The sequence below is a fragment of the Sphingobium sp. FG125 genome, assembly GCF_057809795.1.
On the sequence record NZ_JBMDKQ010000011.1, the window covers coordinates 68,014 to 93,056 of the forward strand.

General features: G+C 62.8%; 21 protein-coding genes. 13 read left to right on the plus strand and 8 right to left on the minus strand.

Features of this window, described 5'->3' with window-relative positions:
• Positions 1-92: 92 nt before the first annotated feature.
• The 5 genes from ureE to ACODSR_RS12325 are packed head-to-tail and all read left to right on the plus strand — an operon-like array spanning position 93 to position 6,180.
• Positions 93-587: an urease accessory protein UreE gene (ureE, locus tag ACODSR_RS12305; protein WP_489076852.1), complete on the plus strand. Its 495-nt coding sequence runs from the start codon at positions 93-95 to the stop codon at positions 585-587.
• A complete protein-coding gene (locus ACODSR_RS12310; protein WP_489076854.1) occupies positions 547-1,257 on the plus strand; it encodes an urease accessory protein UreF in 711 nt (236 codons plus the stop codon). The genes ureE and ACODSR_RS12310 overlap by 41 nt, the downstream gene beginning before the upstream one ends.
• Positions 1,254-1,886: an urease accessory protein UreG gene (ureG, locus tag ACODSR_RS12315; RefSeq protein ID WP_489076856.1), complete on the plus strand. Its 633-nt coding sequence runs from the start codon at positions 1,254-1,256 to the stop codon at positions 1,884-1,886. Before ACODSR_RS12310 ends, ureG begins: the two co-directional genes overlap by 4 nt.
• Positions 1,886-5,245 (plus strand): hybrid sensor histidine kinase/response regulator, encoded by a 3,360-nt coding sequence (locus ACODSR_RS12320; RefSeq protein WP_489076857.1) that lies wholly within the window; start codon positions 1,886-1,888, stop codon positions 5,243-5,245. Before ureG ends, ACODSR_RS12320 begins: the two co-directional genes overlap by 1 nt.
• The gene (locus ACODSR_RS12325) at positions 5,242-6,180 is read left to right on the plus strand and encodes a response regulator (protein WP_489076859.1); all 939 of its coding nucleotides are present in this window, start codon (positions 5,242-5,244) and stop codon (positions 6,178-6,180) included. The genes ACODSR_RS12320 and ACODSR_RS12325 overlap by 4 nt, the downstream gene beginning before the upstream one ends.
• A gap of 119 nt (positions 6,181-6,299) precedes the next feature.
• On the opposite strand, the gene ACODSR_RS12330 is transcribed toward ACODSR_RS12325, so the two are convergent.
• The 6 genes from ACODSR_RS12330 to ACODSR_RS12355 all read right to left on the minus strand — a co-directional run bounded on the left by ACODSR_RS12330 (position 6,300) and on the right by ACODSR_RS12355 (position 12,009).
• Complete coding sequence (locus ACODSR_RS12330; protein WP_489076861.1) at positions 6,300-6,578, minus strand: hypothetical protein; 279 nt, start codon at positions 6,576-6,578, stop codon at positions 6,300-6,302.
• Positions 6,575-8,158: a PepSY-associated TM helix domain-containing protein gene (locus ACODSR_RS12335; RefSeq protein ID WP_489076863.1), complete on the minus strand. Its 1,584-nt coding sequence runs from the start codon at positions 8,156-8,158 to the stop codon at positions 6,575-6,577. The genes ACODSR_RS12330 and ACODSR_RS12335 overlap by 4 nt, the downstream gene beginning before the upstream one ends.
• Positions 8,155-8,460 carry a hypothetical protein gene (locus ACODSR_RS12340; RefSeq protein ID WP_489076865.1) on the minus strand — a complete coding sequence of 102 codons (306 nt, stop codon included), beginning with the start codon at positions 8,458-8,460 and terminating at the stop codon, positions 8,155-8,157. Before ACODSR_RS12340 ends, ACODSR_RS12335 begins: the two co-directional genes overlap by 4 nt.
• Positions 8,461-8,571: 111 nt before the next feature.
• A complete protein-coding gene (gene rsgA / locus ACODSR_RS12345; protein ID WP_489076867.1) occupies positions 8,572-9,606 on the minus strand; it encodes a ribosome small subunit-dependent GTPase A in 1,035 nt (344 codons plus the stop codon).
• A 53-nt stretch (positions 9,607-9,659) separates the two neighbouring features.
• The gene (locus ACODSR_RS12350; RefSeq protein ID WP_489076998.1) at positions 9,660-11,159 is read right to left on the minus strand and encodes a UxaA family hydrolase; all 1,500 of its coding nucleotides are present in this window, start codon (positions 11,157-11,159) and stop codon (positions 9,660-9,662) included.
• Positions 11,160-11,229: 70 nt separating this feature from the next.
• The gene (locus ACODSR_RS12355; protein WP_489076868.1) at positions 11,230-12,009 is read right to left on the minus strand and encodes an N-formylglutamate amidohydrolase; all 780 of its coding nucleotides are present in this window, start codon (positions 12,007-12,009) and stop codon (positions 11,230-11,232) included.
• Positions 12,010-12,023: 14 nt separating this feature from the next.
• On the opposite strand from ACODSR_RS12355, the gene ACODSR_RS12360 reads away from it, so the two are divergent.
• The 4 genes from ACODSR_RS12360 (at position 12,024) to ACODSR_RS12375 (ending at position 15,001) form a co-directional block, all read left to right on the plus strand.
• Positions 12,024-12,146, plus strand: a complete 123-nt coding sequence (locus ACODSR_RS12360) for a hypothetical protein (protein ID WP_489076870.1) — start codon at positions 12,024-12,026, stop codon at positions 12,144-12,146.
• Between the two features lie 76 nt (positions 12,147-12,222).
• Positions 12,223-13,050, plus strand: coding sequence for a transglutaminase-like domain-containing protein (locus ACODSR_RS12365; RefSeq protein WP_489076872.1), 828 nt, complete (start codon positions 12,223-12,225; stop codon positions 13,048-13,050).
• Positions 13,051-13,162: 112 nt separating this feature from the next.
• Positions 13,163-13,615: a PA2169 family four-helix-bundle protein gene (locus ACODSR_RS12370; RefSeq protein ID WP_489076874.1), complete on the plus strand. Its 453-nt coding sequence runs from the start codon at positions 13,163-13,165 to the stop codon at positions 13,613-13,615.
• 237 nt (positions 13,616-13,852) lie between these two features.
• Positions 13,853-15,001 (plus strand): extracellular catalytic domain type 1 short-chain-length polyhydroxyalkanoate depolymerase, encoded by a 1,149-nt coding sequence (locus tag ACODSR_RS12375; RefSeq protein ID WP_489076876.1) that lies wholly within the window; start codon positions 13,853-13,855, stop codon positions 14,999-15,001.
• A 100-nt stretch (positions 15,002-15,101) separates the two neighbouring features.
• Here the strand turns inward: ACODSR_RS12375 and ACODSR_RS12380 are convergent, their stop codons facing one another.
• Complete coding sequence (locus tag ACODSR_RS12380) at positions 15,102-15,398, minus strand: hypothetical protein (RefSeq protein ID WP_489076878.1); 297 nt, start codon at positions 15,396-15,398, stop codon at positions 15,102-15,104.
• Between the two features lie 181 nt (positions 15,399-15,579).
• Between ACODSR_RS12380 and ACODSR_RS12385 the strand changes: the two genes are divergently transcribed.
• Positions 15,580-17,658, plus strand: coding sequence for a TonB-dependent siderophore receptor (locus ACODSR_RS12385; protein WP_489076880.1), 2,079 nt, complete (start codon positions 15,580-15,582; stop codon positions 17,656-17,658).
• On the opposite strand, the gene ACODSR_RS12390 is transcribed toward ACODSR_RS12385, so the two are convergent.
• Entirely contained in the window at positions 17,646-18,710 is a 1,065-nt protein-coding gene (locus ACODSR_RS12390) for a LacI family DNA-binding transcriptional regulator (RefSeq protein WP_489076882.1), read from the minus strand. The two genes, ACODSR_RS12385 and ACODSR_RS12390, sit on opposite strands and share 13 nt — an antisense overlap.
• 255 nt (positions 18,711-18,965) lie before the next feature.
• Between ACODSR_RS12390 and ACODSR_RS12395 the strand changes: the two genes are divergently transcribed.
• From ACODSR_RS12395 to ACODSR_RS12405, 3 genes are all read left to right on the plus strand, one after another.
• Complete coding sequence (locus ACODSR_RS12395) at positions 18,966-21,341, plus strand: TonB-dependent receptor (protein ID WP_489076884.1); 2,376 nt, start codon at positions 18,966-18,968, stop codon at positions 21,339-21,341.
• A 136-nt stretch (positions 21,342-21,477) separates the two neighbouring features.
• Complete coding sequence (locus ACODSR_RS12400; protein ID WP_489076886.1) at positions 21,478-23,112, plus strand: glycoside hydrolase family 3 protein; 1,635 nt, start codon at positions 21,478-21,480, stop codon at positions 23,110-23,112.
• The gene (locus ACODSR_RS12405; RefSeq protein ID WP_489076888.1) at positions 23,106-25,040 is read left to right on the plus strand and encodes a glycoside hydrolase family 3 protein; all 1,935 of its coding nucleotides are present in this window, start codon (positions 23,106-23,108) and stop codon (positions 25,038-25,040) included. The genes ACODSR_RS12400 and ACODSR_RS12405 overlap by 7 nt, the downstream gene beginning before the upstream one ends.
• The last annotated feature ends 3 nt before the right edge of the window (positions 25,041-25,043 follow it).

The window sequence follows — 25,043 nt, forward strand, 5'->3', positions numbered from 1 at the left end:
GCGAAGGCGGGGACCCATCTCCGGGCCTCGCATCTGGGGATGGGGTGGGAGGTGGGTTCCCGCCTTCGCGGGAATGATGGAGTGATTACATCATGTTGACCGCCCACACCGTCCTCCCCCACGGCCACTGGTCCGGCCCCGCCGCCGACCATATCATGCTGGACCATGACGCGCGCCACCGCCGTCGCTGGGTCTATACTGCCGACCATGGCACGCTGTTCCTGCTCGACCTGGCCCGTGCGACGGTGCTGAATCATGGCGATGCGGTGCAACTGTCCGACGGGCGGCTGGTCGAAATCCTCGCCGCACCCGAAGCGCTGGTCGAGGTCACCGCCGCCGATCCTTCCGCGATGATCCGCCTCGCCTGGCATATCGGCAACCGCCATATGCCCGCCGAACTGCACCCCCACGCGATCCGCGTGCGCGACGATCATGTCATCAACGCGATGCTGGAGGGGCTGGGCGCGACCGTCACGAAAATCCACGCCCCCTTTACCCCCGAAGGCGGCGCATATTCCGGCGGCGGCGGGCACCATCATCACGGGCATGATCATTCCCACGATCATCATCACGATCATGCTGGCTGACGCCGCGCTCCACCGCCTGCTGGCCTGGACCTCGCCCTCCTATCCGGTGGGCAGCTTCACCTACAGCCATGGCCTGGAAACCGCGGTCGAGGATGGCCGCATCACCACAGCTGGCCATGTCACCGCCTATGTCGAGGCGGTGCTGGCACGGGGCGGCGGCTGGATCGATGCTGTGCTGTTCGTTCACGCCCACCGCGCCGCGCATGATGAGGCAATGTTCGACGCCCTGTCCGAACTCGCCGCCGCCTTTCGCGGCAGCAGCGAAACCGCGCTCGAAAGCCGCCAGCAGGGTGGCTCCTTCCTGTCGGTCACGCGGCGGGCATGGCCGCACCCCGCACTCGACTCTTTCGCGGCGCGCAACGGCGATCACCCCATCGCCCATGCCACCGTCATGGCGCTGGCCTGCGCCGTCCACGCCATTCCACTGGAGCCCGCGCTGCACGGCTGGCTGCACGCGACCGCCGCCAACCTTGTCTCGGCGGGCGTACGGCTCGTGCCGCTTGGCCAGACCGATGGCCAGTTGGCGCTGGCCGCGCTATCCCAGGCCATTCCAGCCATTGCAGAGAGGGCGCTCCACACGTCGCTCGACGATCTCGGCACTGCCGCGCCAGACCTCGAACTCGCCAGCCTTTCCCACGAAACACTCTATACAAGGTTGTTCCGATCATGACCTCTCATAACGGTCCCCTGCGCGTCGGCATTGGCGGCCCGGTCGGCTCCGGCAAGACCGCGCTGACCGACCGGCTGTGCAAGGCGATGCGCGATCATTTTAATATCGCCGCCATCACCAACGACATCTACACGCGCGAGGATGCGGAGTTTCTCACCCGATCCGGCGCGCTGGTGCCTGAACGGATCATGGGGGTGGAAACCGGCGGCTGCCCGCACACCGCGATCCGCGAGGATGCCAGCATCAATCTGGCCGCCGTCGACACGATGCACCGCAAATTTCCCGGCCTTGAACTCATCTTCATCGAAAGCGGCGGCGACAATCTGGCCGCGACCTTCAGCCCCGAACTGGCCGACATCACCATCTATGTCATCGACGTGTCGGCGGGCGACAAAATTCCGCGCAAGGGCGGCCCCGGCATCACCCGGTCGGACCTGCTGCTCATCAACAAGATCGACCTGGCCCCGCTGGTCGGCGCGGATCTGGGCGTGATGGACCGTGACGCGAAGAAGATGCGCGGCGACCGCCCGTTCCTGTTCACCAACCTCAAGGACAATATCGGGCTGGCTGCGGTCATCGACTTCATCGTCTCCACTGGCGGGCTGCGCCCCTACCCTGCCGCGATCTGATGGATCGCGCCGCCTATGTCCTGCGCGAAAAGCGGCTCTACAATAAATGGGTCGCCAGCCAGACATTGGAGGATTATGCCCTGCGCTACACCGCCGACAACGCCCGGCGCTGGTCGGCGGGGCAGGTCGCCAACACCGCGATCGGCGCGACCGCCTTCCTCGCCTGCGAAGCGATCGGCGCGTCGATTACGCTCACCTATGGCTTTGCCAACAGCGTCGCGGCCATCGCCGCCGCCGTCGCCCTGATGTTCGTCATCGGCCTGCCCATCGCCTATCACGCGGCCAAACATGGGCTGGACATCGATCTGCTGACGCGCGGCGCAGGGTTCGGTTATCTTGGTTCCACCCTCACCTCGCTGATCTACGCCAGCTTCACCTTCCTGCTCTTCTCGGTCGAAGCGACGATCATGGCGGTCGCGCTGACCGCGATGACCGGCATGGCGATGAGCGTCGCCTATCTGGTGAGCGCCCTCATCGTCATTCCGATTGCTCTCTACGGCATGAGCGCCATCACCCGGTTCCAGAATGCGACGCAGGGCATCTGGATCGCGCTGCAAATTGCGCCGATCGCCTATATCCTCTGGTCCGGCCCTTCGGCGCTGGCGGAATGGTCCCGCTTCACTGGCCAGTTGGGCGCGAAAGATGGCAGCGTCAGCCTGCTCTATTTCGGCTTCGCGCTGTCCACCCTGCTCTCTCTCCTCCCCCAGATCGGCGAGCAGGCGGATTATCTGCGCTTCCTGCCTAGCGCCAAAAAGATCGGCAAAGGCAAATGGTGGGCGGCGATGCTGGCCGGGGGGCCGGGCTGGACGCTGATCGGCGGCATGAAGCTGCTGCTTGGTTCCTGGCTCGCCCATTATCTGATCGGCGGCGCGGCTTTGGCCAGTGACGCCTCCAACCCGACGGCGATGTTCCACGCGATCTTCACCGCCATGTCGGGCCATGCCGGACTTTCGCTGGTGCTGACCGGGCTGTTCGTCATCATCTGCCAGCTCAAGATCAACGTCACCAATGCCTATGCCGGGTCGATCGCCTGGTCCAATTTCTTCGCCCGTCTGACCCACAGCCATCCCGGCCGCGTCGTGTGGCTGATCTTCAACGTGTTGCTCGCACTATTGCTGATGGAAGTCGGCATTTTCGACGCGATCGAGGCGATATTGATCCTCTACGCCACCGCCGCGGCGGGCTGGATCGGGGCGCTCGCCGCCGATCTGATGATCTCCAAGCCGCTCGGCCTCTCCCCCGCAGGCATCGAATTCAAGCGCGCACACCTCTATGACATCAACCCGGTCGGCATCGGCGCGATGCTCTTGTCGATCCTGATATCAGGCTGCGCGCATCTGGGCCTGCTGGGCGATGTGGCGCAGGCCTTCGCGCCGGTCATCGGCATGGCCGTCGCCTTCACCGCCGCACCGCTGATCGCGCTCGTCACCCATGGCCGCTATTATATCGCCCGCCGCGCCGAGGCGACGGAGGGGGACGACGCCAACAGCTGCATCATCTGCGAAAACAGCTTCCAGCCGGTCGACATGGCGCATTGCCCCATGTATGCCGCGCCGATCTGTTCGCTCTGCTGTACGCTGGAGGCACGCTGCCATGATCGCTGCAAGAGCGACAGCCGCGCGACCCAACAGGCCGCGCGCTGGCTTGAACATCTGCTGCCGCAACGCATAGCCCGTTATGTCCACACGCCCGTGGGTCATTTCTTCGCCGTCATGGCCGCCATCACCATCGCCAATGCCGCCTTGCTGGGCGGCATCAACTGGCAGATCGGTCGCTGGATGCCGAACATCGCTGCGGAGATGTCCGGCCTCATGCTGGGGCTGTTCCTGCTCTTCTCCCTGTTTGGCGGAGTCATCGCCTGGATGATCGTGCTGGCCCATCAAAGCCGCCGCTCCGCGATGCAGGAAAGCGAGCATCATGTGCAGAAGCTGATGGAAGAGGTGATCGCCCATGACGTCACCGGCGCGCAGCTGCAAAAGGCCAAGGAGGCCGCAGAATCCGCCAATGCCGCCAAGAGCCGTTATCTCGTCAGCGTCAGTCATGAAATCCGGTCGCCCTTAAACTCCATCTACGGCTACGCGCAACTGATGGAGCGCGGCCATGACATTGCGCCCGTCGAAGCCGCCAAGATCATCCGCCGCAGCGCCGAGCATCTCACCAATCTGGTCGAAGGGCTGCTGGACATCAGCCAGGTCGAAAGCGGCGTGCTGCGCATCAGCAGCGAAACCGTGCGCCTGGCCCCCTTTGTCGATCAGATCGCCAACATGTTTCGCCCGCAGGCGCAGTCGAAGGGCATCGATTTCCTGTTCGAGCGCCCCGCCCAGCTGCCCGATTTCGTCCGCACCGACCAGAAGCGCCTGCGCCAGATACTCATCAACCTGCTGTCCAACGCGATCAAATTCACCCGCACCGGCTCCGTCACCTTCCGCGTCGCCTATCGCAGCCAGATGGCGACCTTCGACATTATCGACACCGGCATCGGCATTGCGCCTGATGATTTGAAGCGCGTGTTCGACCCGTTCGATCGTGGCAGCAACCCCGACGCGCAACGGCAAAAGGGGATCGGCCTTGGCCTCTCCATCACCCAGGCGCTGGTGCAGATATTGGGCGGCGACCTGTCCGTCGTCAGTGAAGCGGGGAAAGGGACACAGTTCACCGTCCGCCTGATGCTGGGCCATGTCGCCAACCCGGTGGAGGACGCGCCACCAGTGGACCGAATTTCGGGCTATGTCGGCGATCGCCGCAAGATATTGCTGATCGACGATGATCCGGCGCAGGTTGCGGTGCTGCGCGGGCTGCTCGAACCGCTCGACTTCACCGTGATGGAGGCGCTGAGCGGCCGCGCGGGGCTGGAGATCGCCGCCCGCGACGCGCCCGACATCATCCTGCTCGACATCTCGATGCCCGGCGAATCCGGCTGGGACATCAGCCGGGCGCTACGCGCAACACTGGGTGGGACGGTGCGGATCATCATGGTGTCGGCCAACGCCCATGAATATCATCGCGGCGGGGACGGGCAGGCGGCGCATGACATGTTCCTGATGAAGCCGGTCGATCTCGACGCGCTGCTGGATGCGATCGCCGATCAGCTCCATATCCGCTGGACCGGGGACGCCCCGTTGCCGCCTGCGCCAGCGCCCGACGAGTTTGACCTGCCCATCCTGCCAGAGGACGCGCTGCCCATCCTGGCCGATATCGAGCAGAAGGCGATCATCGGCCATGTGCGCGGCATCGAATCGAGCATCCGGGCGCTCGAAGAGGCCGTGCCGGAGGCTCAGCCGCTCACCGCCCGGATGCTCGCCCATCTCGACCGTTTCGACCTCAAGGGGCTGATAAAAATCATAAGGGCCGTCAAATGACCACTCCCCCTACCCATACCCCTATCCCTCACCGCGACACCGTCCTTGTCGTCGACGACACGCCGGAATCGCTCCGTTTCCTGACCGACACGCTGGAGGCGGCCAACATCTCCGTCCTCATCGCCACCAGCGGCGAAGCGGCACTCGAACTGCTCGCCCATGTAACGCCCGACCTGATCCTGATGGACGCAGTGATGCCGGGCCTCGATGGCTTTGAAACCACGCGCGCGATCAAGCATATGCCGCGCGGCGCGGCGGTGCCGATCATCTTCATGACCGGTCTTACCGAAAGCGAGCATGTCGTCCATGCGCTGGAGGCGGGCGGCGTCGATTATGTGCGTAAGCCGATCGTGGTCGAGGAATTGCTCGCCCGCGTCCGCGTCCATATGGCCAATGCGCGCAAGACGCAGGGGGGGCATTATGCGCTCGACGCGACCGGCCGCAACCTGATCGCGGTGGGCAATGACGGCGCGCTGTCGTGGCGGACGCCCGGCGCGGACAAACTCATGGAAGCGCTCGAACCCGGCTGGTTGCGCACCGACGCTGCACTACCCGTGATGCTGCGGACGCCGGTCGCCCGCCTGCTGCCCGACGATCTGCCCGCAGGCACCACGGTCAAGACCGATAGCCCCGGCGGCGATACCGTGGAACTGATCATCGTCGGCCGCCCGCGCGCCGGCGAAACCCTCATCCGCCTCAATCATCTGGACCCGCAGGCCGACATTGCCCGGCTGCAAAGCCATTTCGCCCTGACCCAGCGCGAAGCCGAAGTGCTGCTATGGATCAGCTATGGCAAACCCAACCGCGTCATCAGCGAGATATTGGTGATCAGCCCCCGCACGGTGAACAAGCATCTGGAGCAGATTTTCGAGAAACTGGGGGTGGAGACACGGGCGGCGGCGGCGGCCTTCGCAGTCAGGATCATCGCGCAATAGGCACGCCTTATTGGTGGCTAGCCTCAATGCGTTTCGAGCGTCGTGCGGAAAAGTGGGAACCGGTTTTCCGCTAAAAACGATGCGAAAACAAAAAACTAGAGCGCGCGACTGGCGTCCGATTAAACGCAGCGCGCTCTAGTCCATGCGGAAAAGGCGAGGGTGACGAGCCAGCCGACCACAGCATAGCCGCCGAGCCACAGCAGAAACGCCGCCGCATCGCCCATCAGGACAAAGACAGCCCCCGGCAACAGGCTGGCGGCGGCAAGAATTCGGCGCGCGGTCGTCCCCTGCACCGCGCCGGGCAATTTGATGCTCCGCCGTCGTTTGGGATCGCGTAGGCACAGGAGCGCCAGAAGTCCGGCGGAAACAGCAATCGCGGCGATCAGCACGGCCATCATTCCGCAGCCTGCAAGACACGATGCCCAGCGCTCCGGCGGTTCTGGCTGGTCCGAAGAACCGACCATAGCAACCAGCCGCCGGTCAGCAGAAAAGCCAGATCCAGCGCGACGATGACCGGCTGCCCCGCCGCCATTGCGCTCGCCCAGCCGGGGCCACCGGTCAGCAGGCGCAGCGGCAGCAGGACCAGCATGATGACCGCCATCGCCCCTTGCAGCACACGCGCGAAGGCGGTGCTGGTCGGCCACAGGAACCCGGCCAGGATGATGACGGCGGACGCAATCAGGAAACTGGCAGGCGTCCAGTAGGTCGCGCTGCCCATCGGCATGGCGACAAGGAAGGCAGCGGTCGAAGCAAGCAGCGCGACCGGCAGGCCCAGCCCGACGATGACCAGCGAACGATCAAGCCAGCCCAGCGACCGAGCGCCCTCCTCCCGCCGTACCAGCCAGAGACGGATGCCGGTATAGGTGACATAGCACATGGCAAAGCCCAAGCCGAACCAGATCGCCTTCGACAGCATCCCGGCGAAATTGCCAAAGTGCAGCGGCGACATGATCGCGGCCAGCGTGCCGCCCGCGGATGGCGCGGGACCGATCAGTGGCTTGACCTGATTAAAGCGCGCGGTCGCGCCGTCGTACAGCAGCGAAATGGGGGCAAGGCCGCCGCTTTTGGGCGGGTGGTAAGTTGTTACTTTGGCATCGGCCCGCCCGTAATTCTCGACCGCGACGAAGGTCGGGATCGCGCCTGCCCGCGCAATCGCATCGCTGGTGATACGATCAAAATCGCCGATGGCAGCGGGCCGGGGATCGGGCTTGCCGGGGGTGCCATAGACCGCCTCGGTCAGCGCGACGACATCCCCGCCAAAGGCCGCCATCGCAACGATCGGCACGCCGATCGTGCCGAAGAAGGAGAAGAAGCTGCCGGTAAAGGCCAGGATGAAGGCGAAGGGCAGGCTCCATGTGCCAGCCACGCTGTGCCGGTCGCGATTGACCAGCACCGGGTTCGCCTTGCGCCGCAGCGTGAAGATATCCTTGAACAGATGGCGATGGATCAGCAGGCCCGATACCGCGGCGACCAGCATCGACAGGCCGACGATCCCGGTCAGCAACAGCCCCCAGGGATTGGGGACATGGAGCCGCACATGGGTATCGACCAGGAAGCTGCTCAGCGCATTGTCGTTGCGCGGGCCGTATACATCCTCGTCCGTCCCCTGCTGACTGTGGGTGACGCGGCCATCCTTGCCGACGACATAGAAGATGCCCCGGCTGATCAGTTCGCCCTTGTCCACCTCATGCCGGTGGAAGAAAGCACCCAGGTCATGGTCACGCACCTCGAACAGGTCGACAGCTTCATGATATTGCTTGGGCGTGCGATCGCCCAGTGTCCGCATCGTGTCCGCCATCGGCCGCTCGAACGCCGATTGCGACGTGATATGGCCCGCGGACCAGATGCCGATCTCCTCGGCGAACACCGCCGCCGTACCAGTCAGTACCACCGCATAGAGCAGCAGGCCAAGCAAGATGCCCGACCAGCCATGCACCGCGACCATCGCCTTGGTTTCATCCTTGGGCAGGTGGATCATCGATGGTTCTCCGTTGCGACGGGTTGTGTTGCGCTAAATTTCTGCGCGATCAGACCGCCATGGATCGCTAATAGCCCCCCGGCCACGATCGCGACCCGGCCGAGCCGCCGGTCAAGACAGGCGTGGAAGAACAGCCCCGCCCAGATCAGCGGCACCAATATCAGCGGGAGCACAAGATTATCGATCCCCGCCGCCCCGCCGGGCAGCCACAGCGCCATGCCCGCCATCATGACGAGCGCCACGATCACCGCCCCCGGTCCGGCGAGCGCTATGCGTATCCAGCGGCGTGATCGGGATGACATGGCAAGACCTCAATGGAACATCGCTGATCCCATATCGCCGTTACTGCATATTGCAAGTCATTATCATCAGTCGCGGCTGACATTATGCCGCTCAATGCAGCGGATCGCGTCTCATTTTCGCTTGGCTGCCGCCGCCGCTGCGATACGATCCAATGCGCGGCGTTCGGCGGGGCTGGCGCTGTTATAGGTTTCTTCCGCCACCAGTGCGCGCCAGCGATCCAGACGGGCGGGTGTCAGCCTGCCATTCGCGATCGCCGCCTGAACCGCGCACCCCGGTTCACCTTTATGGGCGCAATCGGAAAAGCGGCACTGCTCCGCCGCCTCGACTATGTCGGCAAACACGACAGCCAAGCCTGACGCTACGTCGGTCAGTTGCAACTCGCGCATCCCCGGCGTGTCGAGCAACCAGCCGCCTTGATGCAGCCGGTGCATCTCCCGCACTGTCGTGGTATGCCGCCCGGTGCCGTCGGCCTTGCGAACATCCTGCGTCGCGATGCTGTCCGATCCGCGTAACGTGTTGACCAGCGTGGACTTGCCAACGCCGGACGATCCCACCAGCGCGACGGTCTGCCCTTTGCCACACCAATCGGAGAGGCGCGCCGCACTGGCGGGGTCTTTGCCATTGATGGTTTCCACCTGCAATTCCGGCTGCAAGTCACGCGCCGCCGCCGCGAAAGCCTCTGGCGTGTCGGTCAGATCGGTCTTGGTCAGGATGATCACGGGATGCACGCCCACCTCGCGCGCCAGGATCAGATAGCGCTCCAGCCGGGGGATGCTGAAATCCTGATTGCAGGACGCGACGATGAACAGCGTGTCGACATTGGCCGCGATCAGCTGGGTTTTCTGGTCACCGCCGGGTGCACGCCGCTTGAACAGGTTGGCGCGCCGGAGAATTTGCGTGATCTGAAGCGTGGCAGGATCGACCAATACCCAGTCGCCGACGGTGGGATGATCCTCCGCCGCCAGGCCATCGCCAAAGCCGGGCTGGATATCGAGCGCCCCGCCCTCGCCTGCCACCGCGATCTTGCCGCGATGCACTGCCATTACGCGACATGGCTTGCCCGCGTTGTCGTCAGCCTCTGGGACTTGCGCGCTGAAAAAGGCGCGCCAGCCCAGCTCGTCCAACGTCTGATGAGGTGATTCCATACATTCTGCCATGCCGCTCAAATGGCCGTTTGTATAGGGAGCGTTGCGCGCGCCTAAAGGGTAACGCCGCGTTTCCAGATGCCGATGGAGCGTTCGTCATTACGCTCATTACAGGCCTGCGCGCCACTGGCGACCGCGACGATGCAATCCAGCAAGGCGTCCGCGGCGGCATCCATGCCGTCGGTCAGAACCATCCCGGCGTCAAAGTCGATCCAGCCCGGCTTGGCCGCTGCCAGCGCAGTGTTGGACGCGATCTTCATCGTCGGCACCGGACTGCCGAGCGGGGTGCCACGGCCCGTGGAAAACAGCGTCAGCGTCACGCCCGCTGCCGCCAGCGCCGTCGTCGATACCGCGTCATTGCCCGGCGCCTCCAATATCGTCAGCCCGTGCCGGGTTGCGATATGGCCATAGTCGATCACATCGACGACGCGTGCCAGCCCCCCCTTTTGCACCGCACCGAGCGATTTCTCCTCCAGCGTGGTGATGCCGCCTGCGATATTGCCGGGGCTGGGATTTTCCGACACCGGCTCACCATGGTCCAGAAAATAGCGTTTGAAGCGATTGACCACTTGCGTCAGCCGATCAAAAACAGCCTCATTCTCCGCCCGCGCCAGCAGCAACTGTTCCGCGCCGAACATTTCAGGGATTTCGGTCAGGACCGCCGTGCCACCCGCCTGGGTGACCGCGTCCGCCATCCGGCCGATCAGCGGATTGGCGGTCAGGCCGCTCATCGCGTCGGAGCCACCGCATTTGACCCCCAGCCGCAGCGCCGACAGCGGCACAGACTGGCGCACATCCTGTGCCATCAGATCGGCGAGCGCTTCCAACGCCGCTTTACCCGCGGCAAATTCATCCTGCTCGCTCTGCGCCCGCACAGTGCGGACCCGCGCCCGCTTTTCTGGCGGGATCTGCGCCAATATCAGGTCGAGCTGGTTGGATTCGCATCCCAGCCCGACAATCAGCACGCCGCCTGCATTGGGGTTTTGCGCCAGCGAAGCAAGGATCGCTGTCGTACCTTCCAGATCATGGCCCAGTTGCGAACAGCCAAAGGGATGGTTGAACGCATGGACGCCATCGACATGGGCGCCGACCAGACCTTCACCCCAGCGCGCCAGCCTTTCGCCCAGACGGCCGACGCAGCCGACCGAGGGCAATATCCAGATTTCATTGCGGATACCGACGCTGCCGTCCTGCCGGACATAGCCGTTAAAGCCGGGCACCGTATCGCCCGGCGTTTCGACAACCTCTACAGGCTTGGCCACATAGTCATAGGCCAGTTCACCGCGCAGAGCTGTCTGCACATTATGACTATGCACATGCTCACCTACGCCGATCGGCCGAGTCGCAGTGCCGATCGGCGCACGATAACGACGGACGGCGCTACCGACGGATATGTCATGAACGGCAAATTTGTGGCCCGGCGCGATCGCGTCGACAATGGTCACTTCGCGATCACCGATGGCAACCACCTGCCCCGGCACGAGCGGCATCAACGCAACGGCTACATCATCGTCCCGCGCGACTTGCAGCGCCATGATTTCTGGGTCTGGCATGGCATTGGAATAGATGGTTGCCAGCGCTAGCACAAGCCATATTGGCCAGACACATGATGCGGATTCGCCATCAACTGATGCGTTGCAAAGCGTCTTCTGCGGCGTGCGCCAAATGATCGGCCCAGAGAAGTTGTCCCTCGATACTGGCGATCAAATCCTGCCGGACTTCTATCTCCGCATAGGCAATGTCGTGGGGAAAGGCATGGAAAGGAACGGTAAAGTCTGTCGCATCCATAGCATAGGGGACATTGTCGCCCACGGTAAGGGTCGCTGTGTCGCGCAACGCCGCCAGCATGGCATAGGCAAAATCGGTGCGACCGCGCCAGTGCAGGACACCCACCTCCCACGGTCGGGCAATCCCGCCCATGACCGGCGTGAAACTGTGGAGCGATAGCAGGATCGTATCACGACCGGCAGCGCTCCGCGCGTCGATCATGTCACTGATCGCCTGATGATAAGGCATGTGGATCGCCGCAACCCGCGAAGCGCGCGCAGCTTCGCCCAGCGCTTCATTGCCGCTGATCCGGCTGCCGTCGGACACCGCAGAAATCGCGTCATCCCGCGCGGGATCGCGGTTGCAATCAATAACCAAACGCGAATAAATCTGGTGCAGAAAGGGCGCATCAAGCCGCTCGGCCAACCTATCGCCCAGACCATGGACGCCAATGTCGATGGCGATGTGGCGGCCGCGGTCGGCTACGCCCAGGCCCAGATCACCCAGCGCCGCTGGTATCGCCGCCCCGGCATGATCGCCGATCAGCAGGAACGGGGACGCGCCTGCTGCGTTTAACAGCCCGAACGGTGCCGGATCGTTCAGACCCAATAGCTCGTTTGCCACGCCTTTGGCCATCAGGATCCTCCCCCATGACCATGCTGACGATCCTTCCTGTCATCCGCACTCGCGATCGGCATTGGGCTTTCCTGTGCGACCATGCCACCTTGATGCACTTGCCAGAGACATTTGGCCAGCACCCCGGTCTGCACTGATCCCCGGACTGCGTCGTCCTGCGCCACCCAAAGCCAATAACGGCCGCCCTGTCGGCACTTCAGGAAAGTCCCCTCCATGCTGATCCGCTGCGGATATGAAATCAGATTTGAAACCCAGAACAAGACCGCGATGATGGCGATGCTCAGCCTGCATCCCTCCCGCCATCTCGACCTGCGCACGCCCCAGCGGCTGATGACCAGCCCCGACGTGCCGCTCTACCATTTCGAGGATGACTTCGGGAATGTCGCGACGCGCCTCACCATTCCGGCGGGCGGCGTTACCCTGTCATGCGATTTCGTGATCGAGGATAGCGGTGAGGTGGATGTGCCGGCTCCAGATGGTCCGCACACGCCAGTCGAGGAATTGCCCGATGCGGTGATGCCGTTCCTGCTGGGCAGCCGCTATTGCGAGACGGACCGGTTGATGGCGTTCGCCTGGGGCAATTTCGCGCACTACACGACGGCAAAGGCGCGGGTCGATGCCATAGTCGATTTCGCCCACAACCATATCGAATTTGGCTATCATCATGCCCGGTCCGACATGACCGCCTGGAACGCTTTTCAGGAAAAACGTGGCGTGTGCCGCGATTTTGCGCATTTGGCCGTCACCCTTTGCCGCTGCATGAATATCCCGGCGCGCTATTGCACCGGCTATCTGGGCGACATCGGTATCCCGCCCGTCGATGCGCCGATGGATTTCAGCGCCTGGTTCGACGTCTATATCGACGGCAACTGGTACACGCGCGACGCCCGCCACAACCGGCCCCGCATCGGTCGCATCCTGATGGCGCGGGGTCGCGACGCAACCGATGTCGCGCTGACCACGGCCTTTGGGCCGACAAATCTCGTCAGGTTCGACGTTCACACCGACGAGGTGCAGTCGATCGACGAAAAATCATACTGATGGAGGTTAAGCGGGGCGCAATCGATGCGACTTTCACGAAGGATCGTCGTTGATGGACCAGGCAGTCGCCAACCGCCGCGGTGACTGCCACCCCCTATAAGAGGAAATTCCTATGTCCGATAACAGCCACGATGTTTCGACCCTTAACGGCCTGATCGCTACGACCATCGACAGCGCCGATGGCTATACCGAAGCGGCCAAGGACAGCGAGAATAGCCGCTTTACCGCGCTCTTCACCAGCCGGGCCAGCGAACGGCGCGCCATCGCCACCCGCCTGCAGCAGCAGGTGACCGCACTGGGCGGCAACCCGGAAGATGACGGCACGCTGCTCGCCGGGGCGCATCGCATGTTCCTGAACCTCAAGTCCGTGGTCACCGGCCATGATGACAAGGCGATCATCAACGAGGTCGAGGCAGGCGAAGATCATATCAAGGCCAAGTTTGAGGATGCGCTGGAGGACACGAAGCTAAGCCCGGCTGTGCGCGGCGTGATTGAAACCAGCTATGCATCGGTCAAGGCCGGGCATGACGAAATGCGCGACATCAAACATTCGATGCAGCATTGATGCAGAAATGGCGGGGGTGACCCCGCCATTTTTCTTTCCGGTGCAACCATATGCCGACAGGGCCGCGCACCGCACCGGGCTGCGACAACTCTCCGCCCTTACTCAGCGGCATTACCGATAAATTTTGAACTCTCACCTTGTCGCATCGGCGCGGATAGCCATATTGTGCAGTGCAGCATAATCCGCCGCCGACTATCATGGCCAATGTGGCCGCTCTTCAAGGCCGGAGGTCATGTCATGAGAAAATTATCCACCAATATTGCCCAATTGATGGCCATGCGGACAGCCGCGGCCGCGCCCATGGACCGGAACGAACCGGGCCGGTTGCAGGATTTCGCACCGTTCGGCAGCAATCCGGGCGCGTTGAAGGCGAAATGTCACATACCCGCGCATGTCGCCAGCAAGCCAGCTTTGGTCGTCGTCCTGCATGGCTGCACCCAGACCGCGGACGGCTATGATCGTGGTGCCGGCTGGTCGCAACTGGCCGACGAGCATGGCTTCATCCTTCTGTTCCCCGAACAGCAGCGCGCCAACAATCCCAATCTGTGTTTCAACTGGTTCTCGCCCGCTGATAATGGGCGCGATCGCGGCGAAGCCCTCTCGATCCGCCAGATGATCGAGACCATGATCGACACTCATGGCATCGACCGGTCGCGCATATTCGTGACCGGCCTGTCCGCCGGTGGCGCCATGACATCGATATTGCTGGCCAGCTATCCTGAGCTGTTTGCTGGCGGCGCGATCATTGCAGGACTGCCCTTTGGTGCTGCGTCCAATGTCCCGCAAGCGCTGGAGGCGATGCGCACACCGGGTCCATCCAGTGGCGCTCAGCTTGGCGATCGCGTGCGGGGCGCGACCGACCATGCCGGTCCCTGGCCGCGTGTTTCTGTCTGGCACGGCGCGGCGGACCCCACCGTCAACAGCAGCAATGCCGATGCGATCCTCGCCCAATGGTTGTCGGTTCATGGGCTGGATCACAAGCCGAGCGCGACGCAAAATGTCGCCGGTCATCGCCACCGCATCTGGAAAGACGCCAAAGGCCGCGCCTTGGTAGAGGATTATCGGATTGCAAATATGGGCCATGGCACGCCGCTCGCCACCACCGGGGATGATGCGTGCGGGACGCCAATGCCCCATATGCTGGAGGCGGGCATTTCATCGACCCGCAGGATAGCCGCGTCCTGGAACATACTGGGCGACCGCAAAGCTACGCCGAAATCCAAAACCGCTAACACGATGAAAACTGAAACGCCCAATCTGCCGATGTTAAAAGCGGCGAAACTTGAACCGCTGTCGGCTATCCAACCTCCGCCGACCGCGGCAGCCAAAAGCAGCGTTCAGAAGATTATCGAAGACGCCCTGCGCACCGCCGGACTGATGCGCTAAGCTGCGCCGGCCAGGCGGACGCCGCCATGGCCACATCACCGAACATGGTGGCAAGCTGACCGACATGCCACGCAGCATGTCGGTTGGCATTGCGCCGACATCAATTGCCGTTGATGACTTTCGCCCGCTCGGCAGGCGTCAATGCAGCTGCGTTGATGTCGGATTCATCGATGGCCTCTTCGCGGGCATCGCCCGCTTCGCGCGTCGCATCCGCCTTGGCCTGCATCATATCCTCAGCGGTGCCGCTCATATTGTCGGCCATGGCGTCCATCTTGTCGGCCTTGTTCTCTGCCGCTTCCTGGGCCTGTTCACCCAGTTTGTCGTCGCCCTTGCCGCCACATGCGGCCAGCGCCAAACTCAAACCGACGATCGCTGCCAGGGTGGATGCACGCTTCATAGTCTCTCTCCCGATGTGGAGCGGGTATAACGGCCAGGTGCGTGGTTGGGTCCACAGACATCGACATCGAGATAGTGTCCCGCGAGAAAGTGGCGGTCTCCCAATTATATATTGCGAATGAATATTAATAGCGTTACGCGCTTTCCCTGCTGAGAATCAATTGCAACAGGGAACTGAAACCATGTCCGCCACCCGCTCCTTCGCGCTTTGCGGCGCCGCGCTTATCGCCCTTTGCGGCACAGCCGCTCATGCGGCAGAACAGGCTCCCGACGCTGCCCAACCCTCTTTTGACGATAGCGAAAGCCAGATCATCGTCACCGCCGCCAATGCCGGGACGAAAACCGAAACGCCGCTGATCCAGCTGCCTCAGCCGATCAAGGTCATTACGTCCGACCAATATCTGGCGCAGGGCGCGATCAGCATCAGCGACACGGTGAAATATGCCGCAGGCGTGCTGGCCAATCCCTATGGCCGCGACACCCGTGTCGATGGCTTCAACGTGCGCGGCCTTGATGCGCTGCAATTCCGCGACGGGATGCGCGACATATTCTCTTATTATGCCAGCATCACGTCCGACCCTTATAATTTCGACCGTGTGGAAATCGTGCGCGGCCCGGCCTCCGTGCTGTTCGGCCAGGGGTCGATTGGTGGCCTCGTCAATCTGGTGTCCAAGACGCCGGGTTTTGAAACGCGGGGCGAAGCCAGCCTGGTCTATGGCAGCTTCGACCGCAAGGAAGCGCTGGCCGACGTCAACCTCGCCCTGGCCGACACTCTCGCCATCCGCGCCGTCGGTCGCGTCCGCGATGCCGACACCTATGTCGATCATGTCCCCGACGATCGCGTGATGTTCGCGCCGTCGATCCGGTGGCAGCCGACGCCTGATACCGACATTGTCCTGACTGGTCTCTATCAGGAGGACGATACCGGATCGACCTCCCAATTCCTGCCGATCGTCGGCACCTTCCTGCCGAACAATGCCTATCCGGCGGGCAAGCTCGATCAATATGCGTTCGTCGGCAAGCCGGGCTGGGACCGCTATAATGGCCGCTCGATTCAGGGCGGCGGCGCCATCACCCATACTTTCTCCGACTATGTTCGGCTCAGTGTCAAGGCACGCTATATCGACAGTGACCTGGAATATAAGACCCACTACGCGAACAGCTACTCCAACCCGACCAATCCTTTTGCAGCCGACGGCCGCACCATCGGTCTCTACGCAGAAGCCAGCGATGCGCGGATGAATGTCTTTTCGACCGACAATAATCTCCAGTTCAACTTCAACACCGGCGCAAATATCGAGCATAAGCTGCTCGTCGGTCTTGATTATAGCTGGAACAAGGTCGGCAAGCGCGGTGCCTTGGGGGTCGAGACGATCGATCTTTATGATATCGATCAGGACGCGCTCCAAACCTATGATCCGACCGGCCCCTTCACCTATGAATCGCAAAAGCAGCTGGGCGTTTATTTGCAGGACCAGATCCGCTTTTTCGATCGTGTCTCCGTCGTGCTGGGCGCACGCCGCGACCGTGTCACTGGCTCCTCCGGCCAGAAGGACACTGCCACCACCTTCCGCGCGGGTATCATCGGCGAGATCGGCGCGGGCCTATCGCCTTTTTTCAGCTACACCGAAAGCTTCCTGCCGATCGCCGGCTCCCTTACCGGTCCGGGCGGTGTCATCGGCGATCCGTACAAGCCGCAGACCGGCACCCAGTTCGAGGCGGGCGTGAAGTGGCAGCCAGCCCCCAATAGTCTGGTCACCGTCACCGCCTTCCACATTAAGGAGCGCAACCGCGTCCTCTATCTGGCCAATGGTGCCACGACCCAGTCCGGCGAGTTGACAACCAAGGGCTTTGAGATTGAGGCCAGTCACACCCTGCCTGGCCAATTCGAGCTGCTCGCCAATTATGGCTACAGCAAGCTGCGTTCGGAAGTGAATAGCAGCCTCGATTATATGCCGCGCCATACCGCCTCGCTCTGGTCGACCAAGAGCTTTGGCGTCGCCGACGGCGCGCAACTGCGCCTGGGTGCGGGCGTGGTCTATAGCGGCAAGAGCATATCGACCAATGCGCTCTGGTCAATCGTCACCCCGGCGCGCACTACGGTCGATGGTCTGGCGGAGATCAACTGGCAAAGCTGGCGCTTCGCGCTCAACGCGACCAATCTCCTCAACAACCGTTATTATGCGTCGTGCCTTGCCCGTGGCGACTGTTTTATGGGAGCACCGCGCAACGTCATGGGGACAGTCGGCTATCGTTTCTGATCGACTTGCCCAAGCATTGCGGTGGATTCGCGAACGACCAGACGGTGGTCGAGATATTGCTCCGTCGGCGCGGCTATGCCTTCCTGGTCTCCTCTAGCGAGCGAGACAGCGAGCATAGCCGCTTGCGCCGATATGTCCTTGCCCGGATGTTTGACCGTGGTTAGCGATGGCCAGATTTTGACTGCGATCGGCGTGTCGTCAAAGCCTGCCACGGACAGGTCACGCGGCACATCCAGCCCGCGCCTGTGGGCGAGCGAGATGATCGCAGCAGCCATGTCATCATTGCTGGCGAAGATTGCGGTAGGCCGATCCTGCAGGTCCAGCAGCTGCGCGCCGACCGCAAGGCCCGATTCAAAGCTCATGTCGCCGGTCACGATCAGGTCCGGCCGGATCGGCAGCCCTGCGTCGCGCAGCGCCGCCTGATAGCCTTCGCACCGGGTCCGGTGGATCATATGACCAGCGCCGCCCCGAATGAAACCGATGTCATGATGGCCCAGGCCGATCAGATAGGTGGTCATGTCGCGTGCTGCGCCGAAATCGTCGATCCGCACCATATGGTCGCCCGGCAATATGTCGCCCGGTGACATCGCCACGACCGGCACGGGGAAGTCGCGGGTCAGGCCGTGGCGATTGGCAACCTCGCAATAGGGCGGGACGATCAAAATCGCGTGGGCGCCGCTTTCCACCAGCCCCTGCATCTGTTGGGCAATTTCTTTGGGATCGCCACTTTCCAGTGGGCGCAGCAGCAATTGCGCACCAAGCCGGCTGGTCGCATCCAGCGCGCCGACCAATATGGAACTGAGGAACGCATTTTCGATGTTCCGATAGAGCAATCCGATCCGCGTCGCGCTGGCACTGGCCAGCGCCCGCGCCGCCATGTTGGGAACATAGTTGAGTTCCCGCACCGCCGCCATCACCGTGTCCCGCGTCGCCTGGCGCACGCGCGGGCTGTTGTTAAGGACGTTGGACACGGTCATGGCCGACACGCCGGCGCGTTCCGCAACGGTCTGGATGGTGATAGCCTGGCTGGTACGACGCCCCAAACGGGCCATGGCTGGAAACTCCCTGAACCGACGCAGACACGCCTTACATGCCGTTTAACTCTATATTCCTGACGGTTGCAAATGGATGACCCGCGCGCTGTTGCAAGAAATCCGCAATTCGCAAAAAAATGTAGCGCTAAAATAATCATATTGACTCTGGCGCTACACAGGAAGATTTAGCGCTACAACCGAGCGGGCAACTGCTGGTCGGACTCATAGTTGCAAGACCGCGCGTCGATACAGGCGCCGGACAGGGGAGGATATATGCGTTTTTCCAAAGCCATGACCATGCGCCGCGCCGCAGTGTCGCTTTTCAGCCTGAGCATCGCGATGATGTCTGCCGCCGTGATCGCGCAGGACGCTGCGCCGCAGGAGCCGCTGGACGGCACCGACATCGTCGTCACCGCGCAGAAGCGCGCCGAGCGGCTGCAGGACGTGCCGCTGGCCGTCACTGCGGTGAGCGCCGACACTCTGGCCAACCGCCAGATCAATGACAGCAGCTCGCTGGTTCAGGCCGTGCCGTCGCTCACCTTCCAGCAGGGCGCGACGCCGACCAACAGCAGCTTCCGCATTCGCGGTATCGGCACTGCGCTGTTCGGCCAGGGCGTTGAATCCTCGGTATCGACCGTGGTCGATGGCGTGGTCGCGGTGCGCCAGACCCAGGGCTTTACTGACTTGGCCGACATTGAGCGCGTCGAAGTGCTACGCGGTCCGCAGGGCACATTGTTCGGCAAGAACGCAACCGCCGGCGTCATCAGCGTGACGACCGCCCGCCCCTCGCGCGAATTTGAAGGCCGTGGCGAAGCGACCATCGCCGAACATGGCGAATATCGCGCTCGTGGCACCGTGTCCGGCCCGATCAGCGACACGCTGCGCGCCCGCCTCACCGGCTTCTACAATGACGTGCGCGGCGTTGCCCGCAACATCGCCACCGACAGTTGGGACAATGGCTCAAAATCCTGGGGTGTGCGTGGCAAGCTGGAATGGGATGCGACCGAAAATCTGAACCTGCTGTTCACAGGCGAATATCGCAAGACGGAGGCGGATTGCTGCGCATCGACCTGGATCGCGATTACCAACCCCAATCTCCAGGCGCTGGTCGGCCCGATCACCGCCACCCGCAACAACCGCACGCTCAATGACGAGACGGTCACCTATTCCAACAGCGACCAGCAGACCTATTCGTTGCAGGCCGACTGGGATCTGGGTGCCGCGACGGTCACGTCCATTTCCGCCTATCAATCCTATAATCTGGACGTGAACCAGCCGATCGAGCGGATCAACAGCAATGTGCCGCTGTTCGTGGGCGCGTCCGCCGCTTATGCCGACTGGAGCCAGAACCACGGCCAGTTGGACCTGAGCGCCTTCAGCCAGGAATTGCGCATCGCCAATAATGGTGGCGGCGACCTCAACTATGTCGCCGGTGTGTTTTACATGCATTCCGACATCAAGCGGCCGTTCGACCGCCGCCGCGTACGTTGCACCGCCGGCACCTTTGGCCAGCCCTGCGCGCCTGCCAACACCATCTATCAGTCGTCGGCCAGCAATGTCCGACTGAAGCAGGACAGCGTCGCCGTCTTTGGCCAGGTCGATTATCGTATCGTCGGCGGTCTGAAGGCGATCGGCGGTCTGCGCCTGCAATATGAAAAGGGCACCAACAGCGGTAGCCGCATTTCGCCGCTGGTGCCGGGCGACGCGGTACTGCCGGGCAATGCGCCGGTCAGCGGATCGATCACGGCGAGCGATACGGCCGTGACCGGCAAGGCGGGCCTGCAATATGAATTCAGCCGCAATGCACAGGTCTATGCCAGCTATACGCGCGGCTATAAGGGGCTGGGCTATGACATGGAAATCGGCACGGACCTGGCCAACCAGACTGTTCTGGAGCCAGAACATGTCAACGCCTATGAAATCGGGTTTAAGGGTCGCACCGCCGACGGCGTTCTGAGCTTTAACACCGCGCTGTTCTTGGCGGACTATACGAACCTTCAAGTGCAGGCGAACCGGTCCGATCTCGCCGCGGGCGTGGTCCAGTTCGCGTCGACCAACGCAGGCAAGTCGCGCACCAAGGGGTTCGAGATCGAAGCGACCGTACGGCCCGACGATCATTTCAGCCTGACCGGCGCGGTCACCTATTCAGATGCGCGGATCGACATTGACGGCCTCAACTGCCCGCAGCAGTTCAACGCGGCAGCCCCTTTCCTGTCGGGCAAGCCGACGAATATCTGCTACCGCTCCGCCCCTGGTGTCACCCCAACGCAAAATCTGCGCGATGCGGCCCAGCCGGTCAGCCCGAAGTGGAAGATCACCGTCGCCCCGCGTTACGAGGCGGACATTCCCGGCACCGACTTTGCCGGTTTCGCGCAGGTTGGCGTGAACTTCCAGAGCGCGATGAACTTTTCGGTCGAGCAGGACCCGCTGCTGGAACAGCCCGCCTATACGCTGGTCGACGCCAGCATCGGCATCAAGCAGATTGACGGCCGTTACAGCCTGACCTTGTTCGTCAAAAATCTGTTCGACGAAAATTACCTGACGAGCATCGGCCACTCGTCGTTCCTGGGCGGTACCACCGATCTGGTCGGCACCTTCAACAAGGATGCGGACCGCTATTTCGGCGCGACGCTGGGCTTCAAATTCTGATCGAAGGGCGCGGCGGCCAACACCGCCGCGCCCAGCACGACGACGCCTCCACCGATCAGAAATGAGTCCCGTCATTCCTACCCAGTCTTCTTCGCTTTCACCCAGCGCCGGTCCTCTCGCCCTCTCCCCGGAGGACATGGCCTGGGTCGAAAGCACGCGCGACGCCATGAGCGTAGAAGCGCAGATCGCGCAGCTGTTTGTCCTGTCGGCGCGGCATGACAGTGCAGAGGAGAATGCGGGATTGCTAACCCATGCGCCGGGCGGCCTTCATCGCTTCCCGACCCGTGATCTCGACACGGCATGGGTCGCGACCCGCGATGCGCTGGAACGTTCCGAGATTCCCCTGATCCTGTCGGGCGATATTGAAGGGGGCACGATCAGCTATCCCTTCACCACTGCCATTCCCAACCAGATGGGCATCGCCGCCTGTAACGACCTCACCCTCAGCACCGACTTGGCCGCCATCGTTGGGCGTGAAAGCCGGGCGCTGGGCTATAACTGGTCCTTCACGCCTGTCGTCGACATCAACCGCGCCTTTCGCAACGCGGTGGTCGGGACCCGGTCCTACGGGTCCGACCCGGATCGCATATTGGCTCAAGCGCGCGCCTATGTCCGCGCATTACAGGCGCAGGGGGTCGCGGCCTGTGCCAAGCACTGGCCCGGAGACGGGCTGGACGATCGCGACCAGCATCTCGTCACCAGCGTCAATGACATGGACATGGCCGAGTGGCACGCGACCTTTGGCCGGATCTTTGGCACGTTGGTTGATGATGGCGTGATGACGATCATGTCGGCGCATATTGCGCTGCCCGCTTATATTCGCGAGAAACTGCCGCAGGCGCGCGCGCAGGCATTCGAGCCAGCCTCTGTCTCCCGCCTGCTGAACCAGCAGTTGCTGCGCGAGGAACTGGGCTTTGCGGGTCTGATCGTGTCCGACGCCACTGTCATGGGCGGTCTGACCAGCTGGATGGCGCGCGCCGAGGCGGTGCCTGCGGTGATCGAAAATGGCTGCGATGTTTTCCTCTTCAGTAGCGATCCGGCCGAGGATATGGCCTTCATGTTGAAAGGGTTGCGCGAGGGTCGATTGTCGGAACAGCGGCTGCACGACGCGGTCACCCGCTTCCTGTCATTAAAGGCAAAGCTTGGCCTGCACCGCATGACGCTGGATGAGCGGATCGCCCCATTGGAACAAGTGCGCGATACGCTGCGTCAGCCAGATCATCTGGAAACAGCGGCCCGCGCCGTCGCGGGGAGCCTGACCCTGGTCAAGGACAGCGCCGCCCTGTTGCCGATCAATCCCCAACGTCATCGCCGTGTCGTCATTATCTCGGACGAAGGAACAAGCTTCTTTTCCGGTGCGCTCGACCGCGACTTCACGCCGCTGCGTGCGGCGCTGCAAGACCGGGATTTCATCGTGCGCAGCTTTGACCCCGAAGCGATGCCCACGCCGCAGGATACCGACCTGGTCCTCTATCTGATCGGCCAGGAAGCAACGCCATCACTCAGCCATATCTTCCTGGATTTCGCCAAACTGCACGCCAGCCCGCGCAACGGCATGATCCAGTTCAACCGCGAAATACCGACCTTGCTGGTATCCTTCGGCCAACCTTATTATCTGTATGACGCGCCCAATTTCGCGACCTATATCAACGCCTATGCTTCACTGCCCGATGTCCAGATGGCATTGGTGGAGAGGCTGACAGGCGATGCGCCCTTCACCGGGGTCAGTCCGGTCGATGCCTTTTGCGGGAGGGAACAATTGATATGGTAAAGGTGCGCTGGATCGTCGCGGCATCGCTTTTCGTGCTGGCAGGGAGCGGTGCGGCAGCGGTACCGACTGGCTGGCGCGACCTCAACCATAATGGCCGACTGGATCGCTATGAGGACAAAAGTGCCCCCATCGAAGCGCGGGTCGAGGATCTGCTGGGCCAGATGACGCTGGCGGAAAAGGCCGGGACACTGCTGCACGGGACGCTGCCAACGCCCGGCTCTCCCATTGGCTTTGGGGGCAACATCTACGATGCCGACGCGACCGCCAAACTGCTGAACGATCGCCATATCAGCAGTTTCATCACCCGGCTGGTTGTGTCGCCCGCAGAACTGGCGGCGCAGAACAACGTGGTGCAAAAGCTCGCGGAGGCTGGGCGGCTTGGTATCCCGGCCACGATCAGCACCGATCCGCGCCATCATTTTCAGGCGACCCTGGGCGCCAGCACCACTGGCGGCGGCTTTTCGCTATGGTCCGACACGCTGGGGTTCGCGGCGCTGGGCGATGCCGATACGGTTCGGCGCTTCGGCGACATTGCGCGGCAGGAATATCGCGCGGTCGGCATCCATATGGCGCTATCGCCGCAGGCCGATCTTGCGACCGAACCACGCTGGCCGCGCTTCGCCGCTACCTTCGGGTCGGACCCCGCCCAAGTATCACGCCTCGCCGGTGCCTATGTCGAAGGGTTCCAGCATAGCCGCAGCGGCGTGAAGCCCGATGGCGTCGCCACGGTAGTCAAACATTGGGTCGGCTATGGAGCGGAGCCGGAAGGGTTTGACGGCCACAACTATTATGGCCGTAACGCCATGCTGAGCGACTCATCCTTCGCCCAGCATGTCCGCGCCTTTGACGACAGCCTGGCCGCCCGCAGTGCCGGGGTCATGCCCACCTATGTCATCGTCCATGGACCGAAAATTGCAGGCCAGCCGATCGAGCCGGTCGCGGCGGGCTTCAACAAGCAGATGCTGACCGGGTTGTTGCGGGGACAGAAGAAGTATCGTGGCCTGATCGTGTCGGACTGGTCGATAACCCGCGATTGCCCGCAAGCCTGCATGGCCCCCGACGCCACCAACCCGCAGACGCCAGCGTCGATCGGCACGCCCTGGGGCATGGAAACGGCCGACAAGACGACCCGCTTCGCCAAGGGCATTGAGGCGGGGATCGACCAGTTTGGCGGCGCGGACGATCCCGCGCCCATTCTGGATGCGATGGCAAAGGGACTGGTCAGCGAAAAGCGGATCGACGAATCCGTGCGCCGCGTGCTGAGGCTGAAGTTTGAACTGGGGCTGTTCGACAATCCCTATGTTGACGAGGTCGCCGCCGCCCGGATTGTCGGGAGCCGCGAGGCGCAGGCTGAGGGCGACGCCGTCCAGCGTGCCAGCCAGGTGCTGTTGCGCAATGACAAGGCGACCCTGCCGGTCGCGCCGAGCAAGCGGATATGGTTGTATAGGGTCGATGCAGCGGCGGCCCGCGCCGCAGGTTTCACGGTGGTGGATGATCCGGCGAAGGCGGACGTTGCGTTGGTTCGCACCGCCACCCCGTTCGAGACGCTGCATCCGCATCATTTCTTTGGCGCGCGCCAGCATGAAGGGCGGCTCGATTTCCGCGCGGCTGACAAGGATGTGCAGGCGATCGCCCGCGCGTCTGCCCATGTCCCCACCATCGTCGCGGTCGAGATGGACCGCCCCGCCATCCTGACCGCGATCGAGCCGATGGCCCGCGCCCTGATCGTCACCTTTGGCGCGACCGATGCGGCAGTGCTGGACATTGTTACAGGTCGCGCCGTGGCGAAGGGACGCCTGCCCTTCGCGCTGCCCCGCTCCATGGCCGATGTCGAGGCGCAACGCCCCGACTTGCCCGACGACGGCCCGCCGCCCGCCTATCCGCGCGGTGCGGGCATATTGCTGAAGGCTGCCCCCAGCCGTGACTGACGG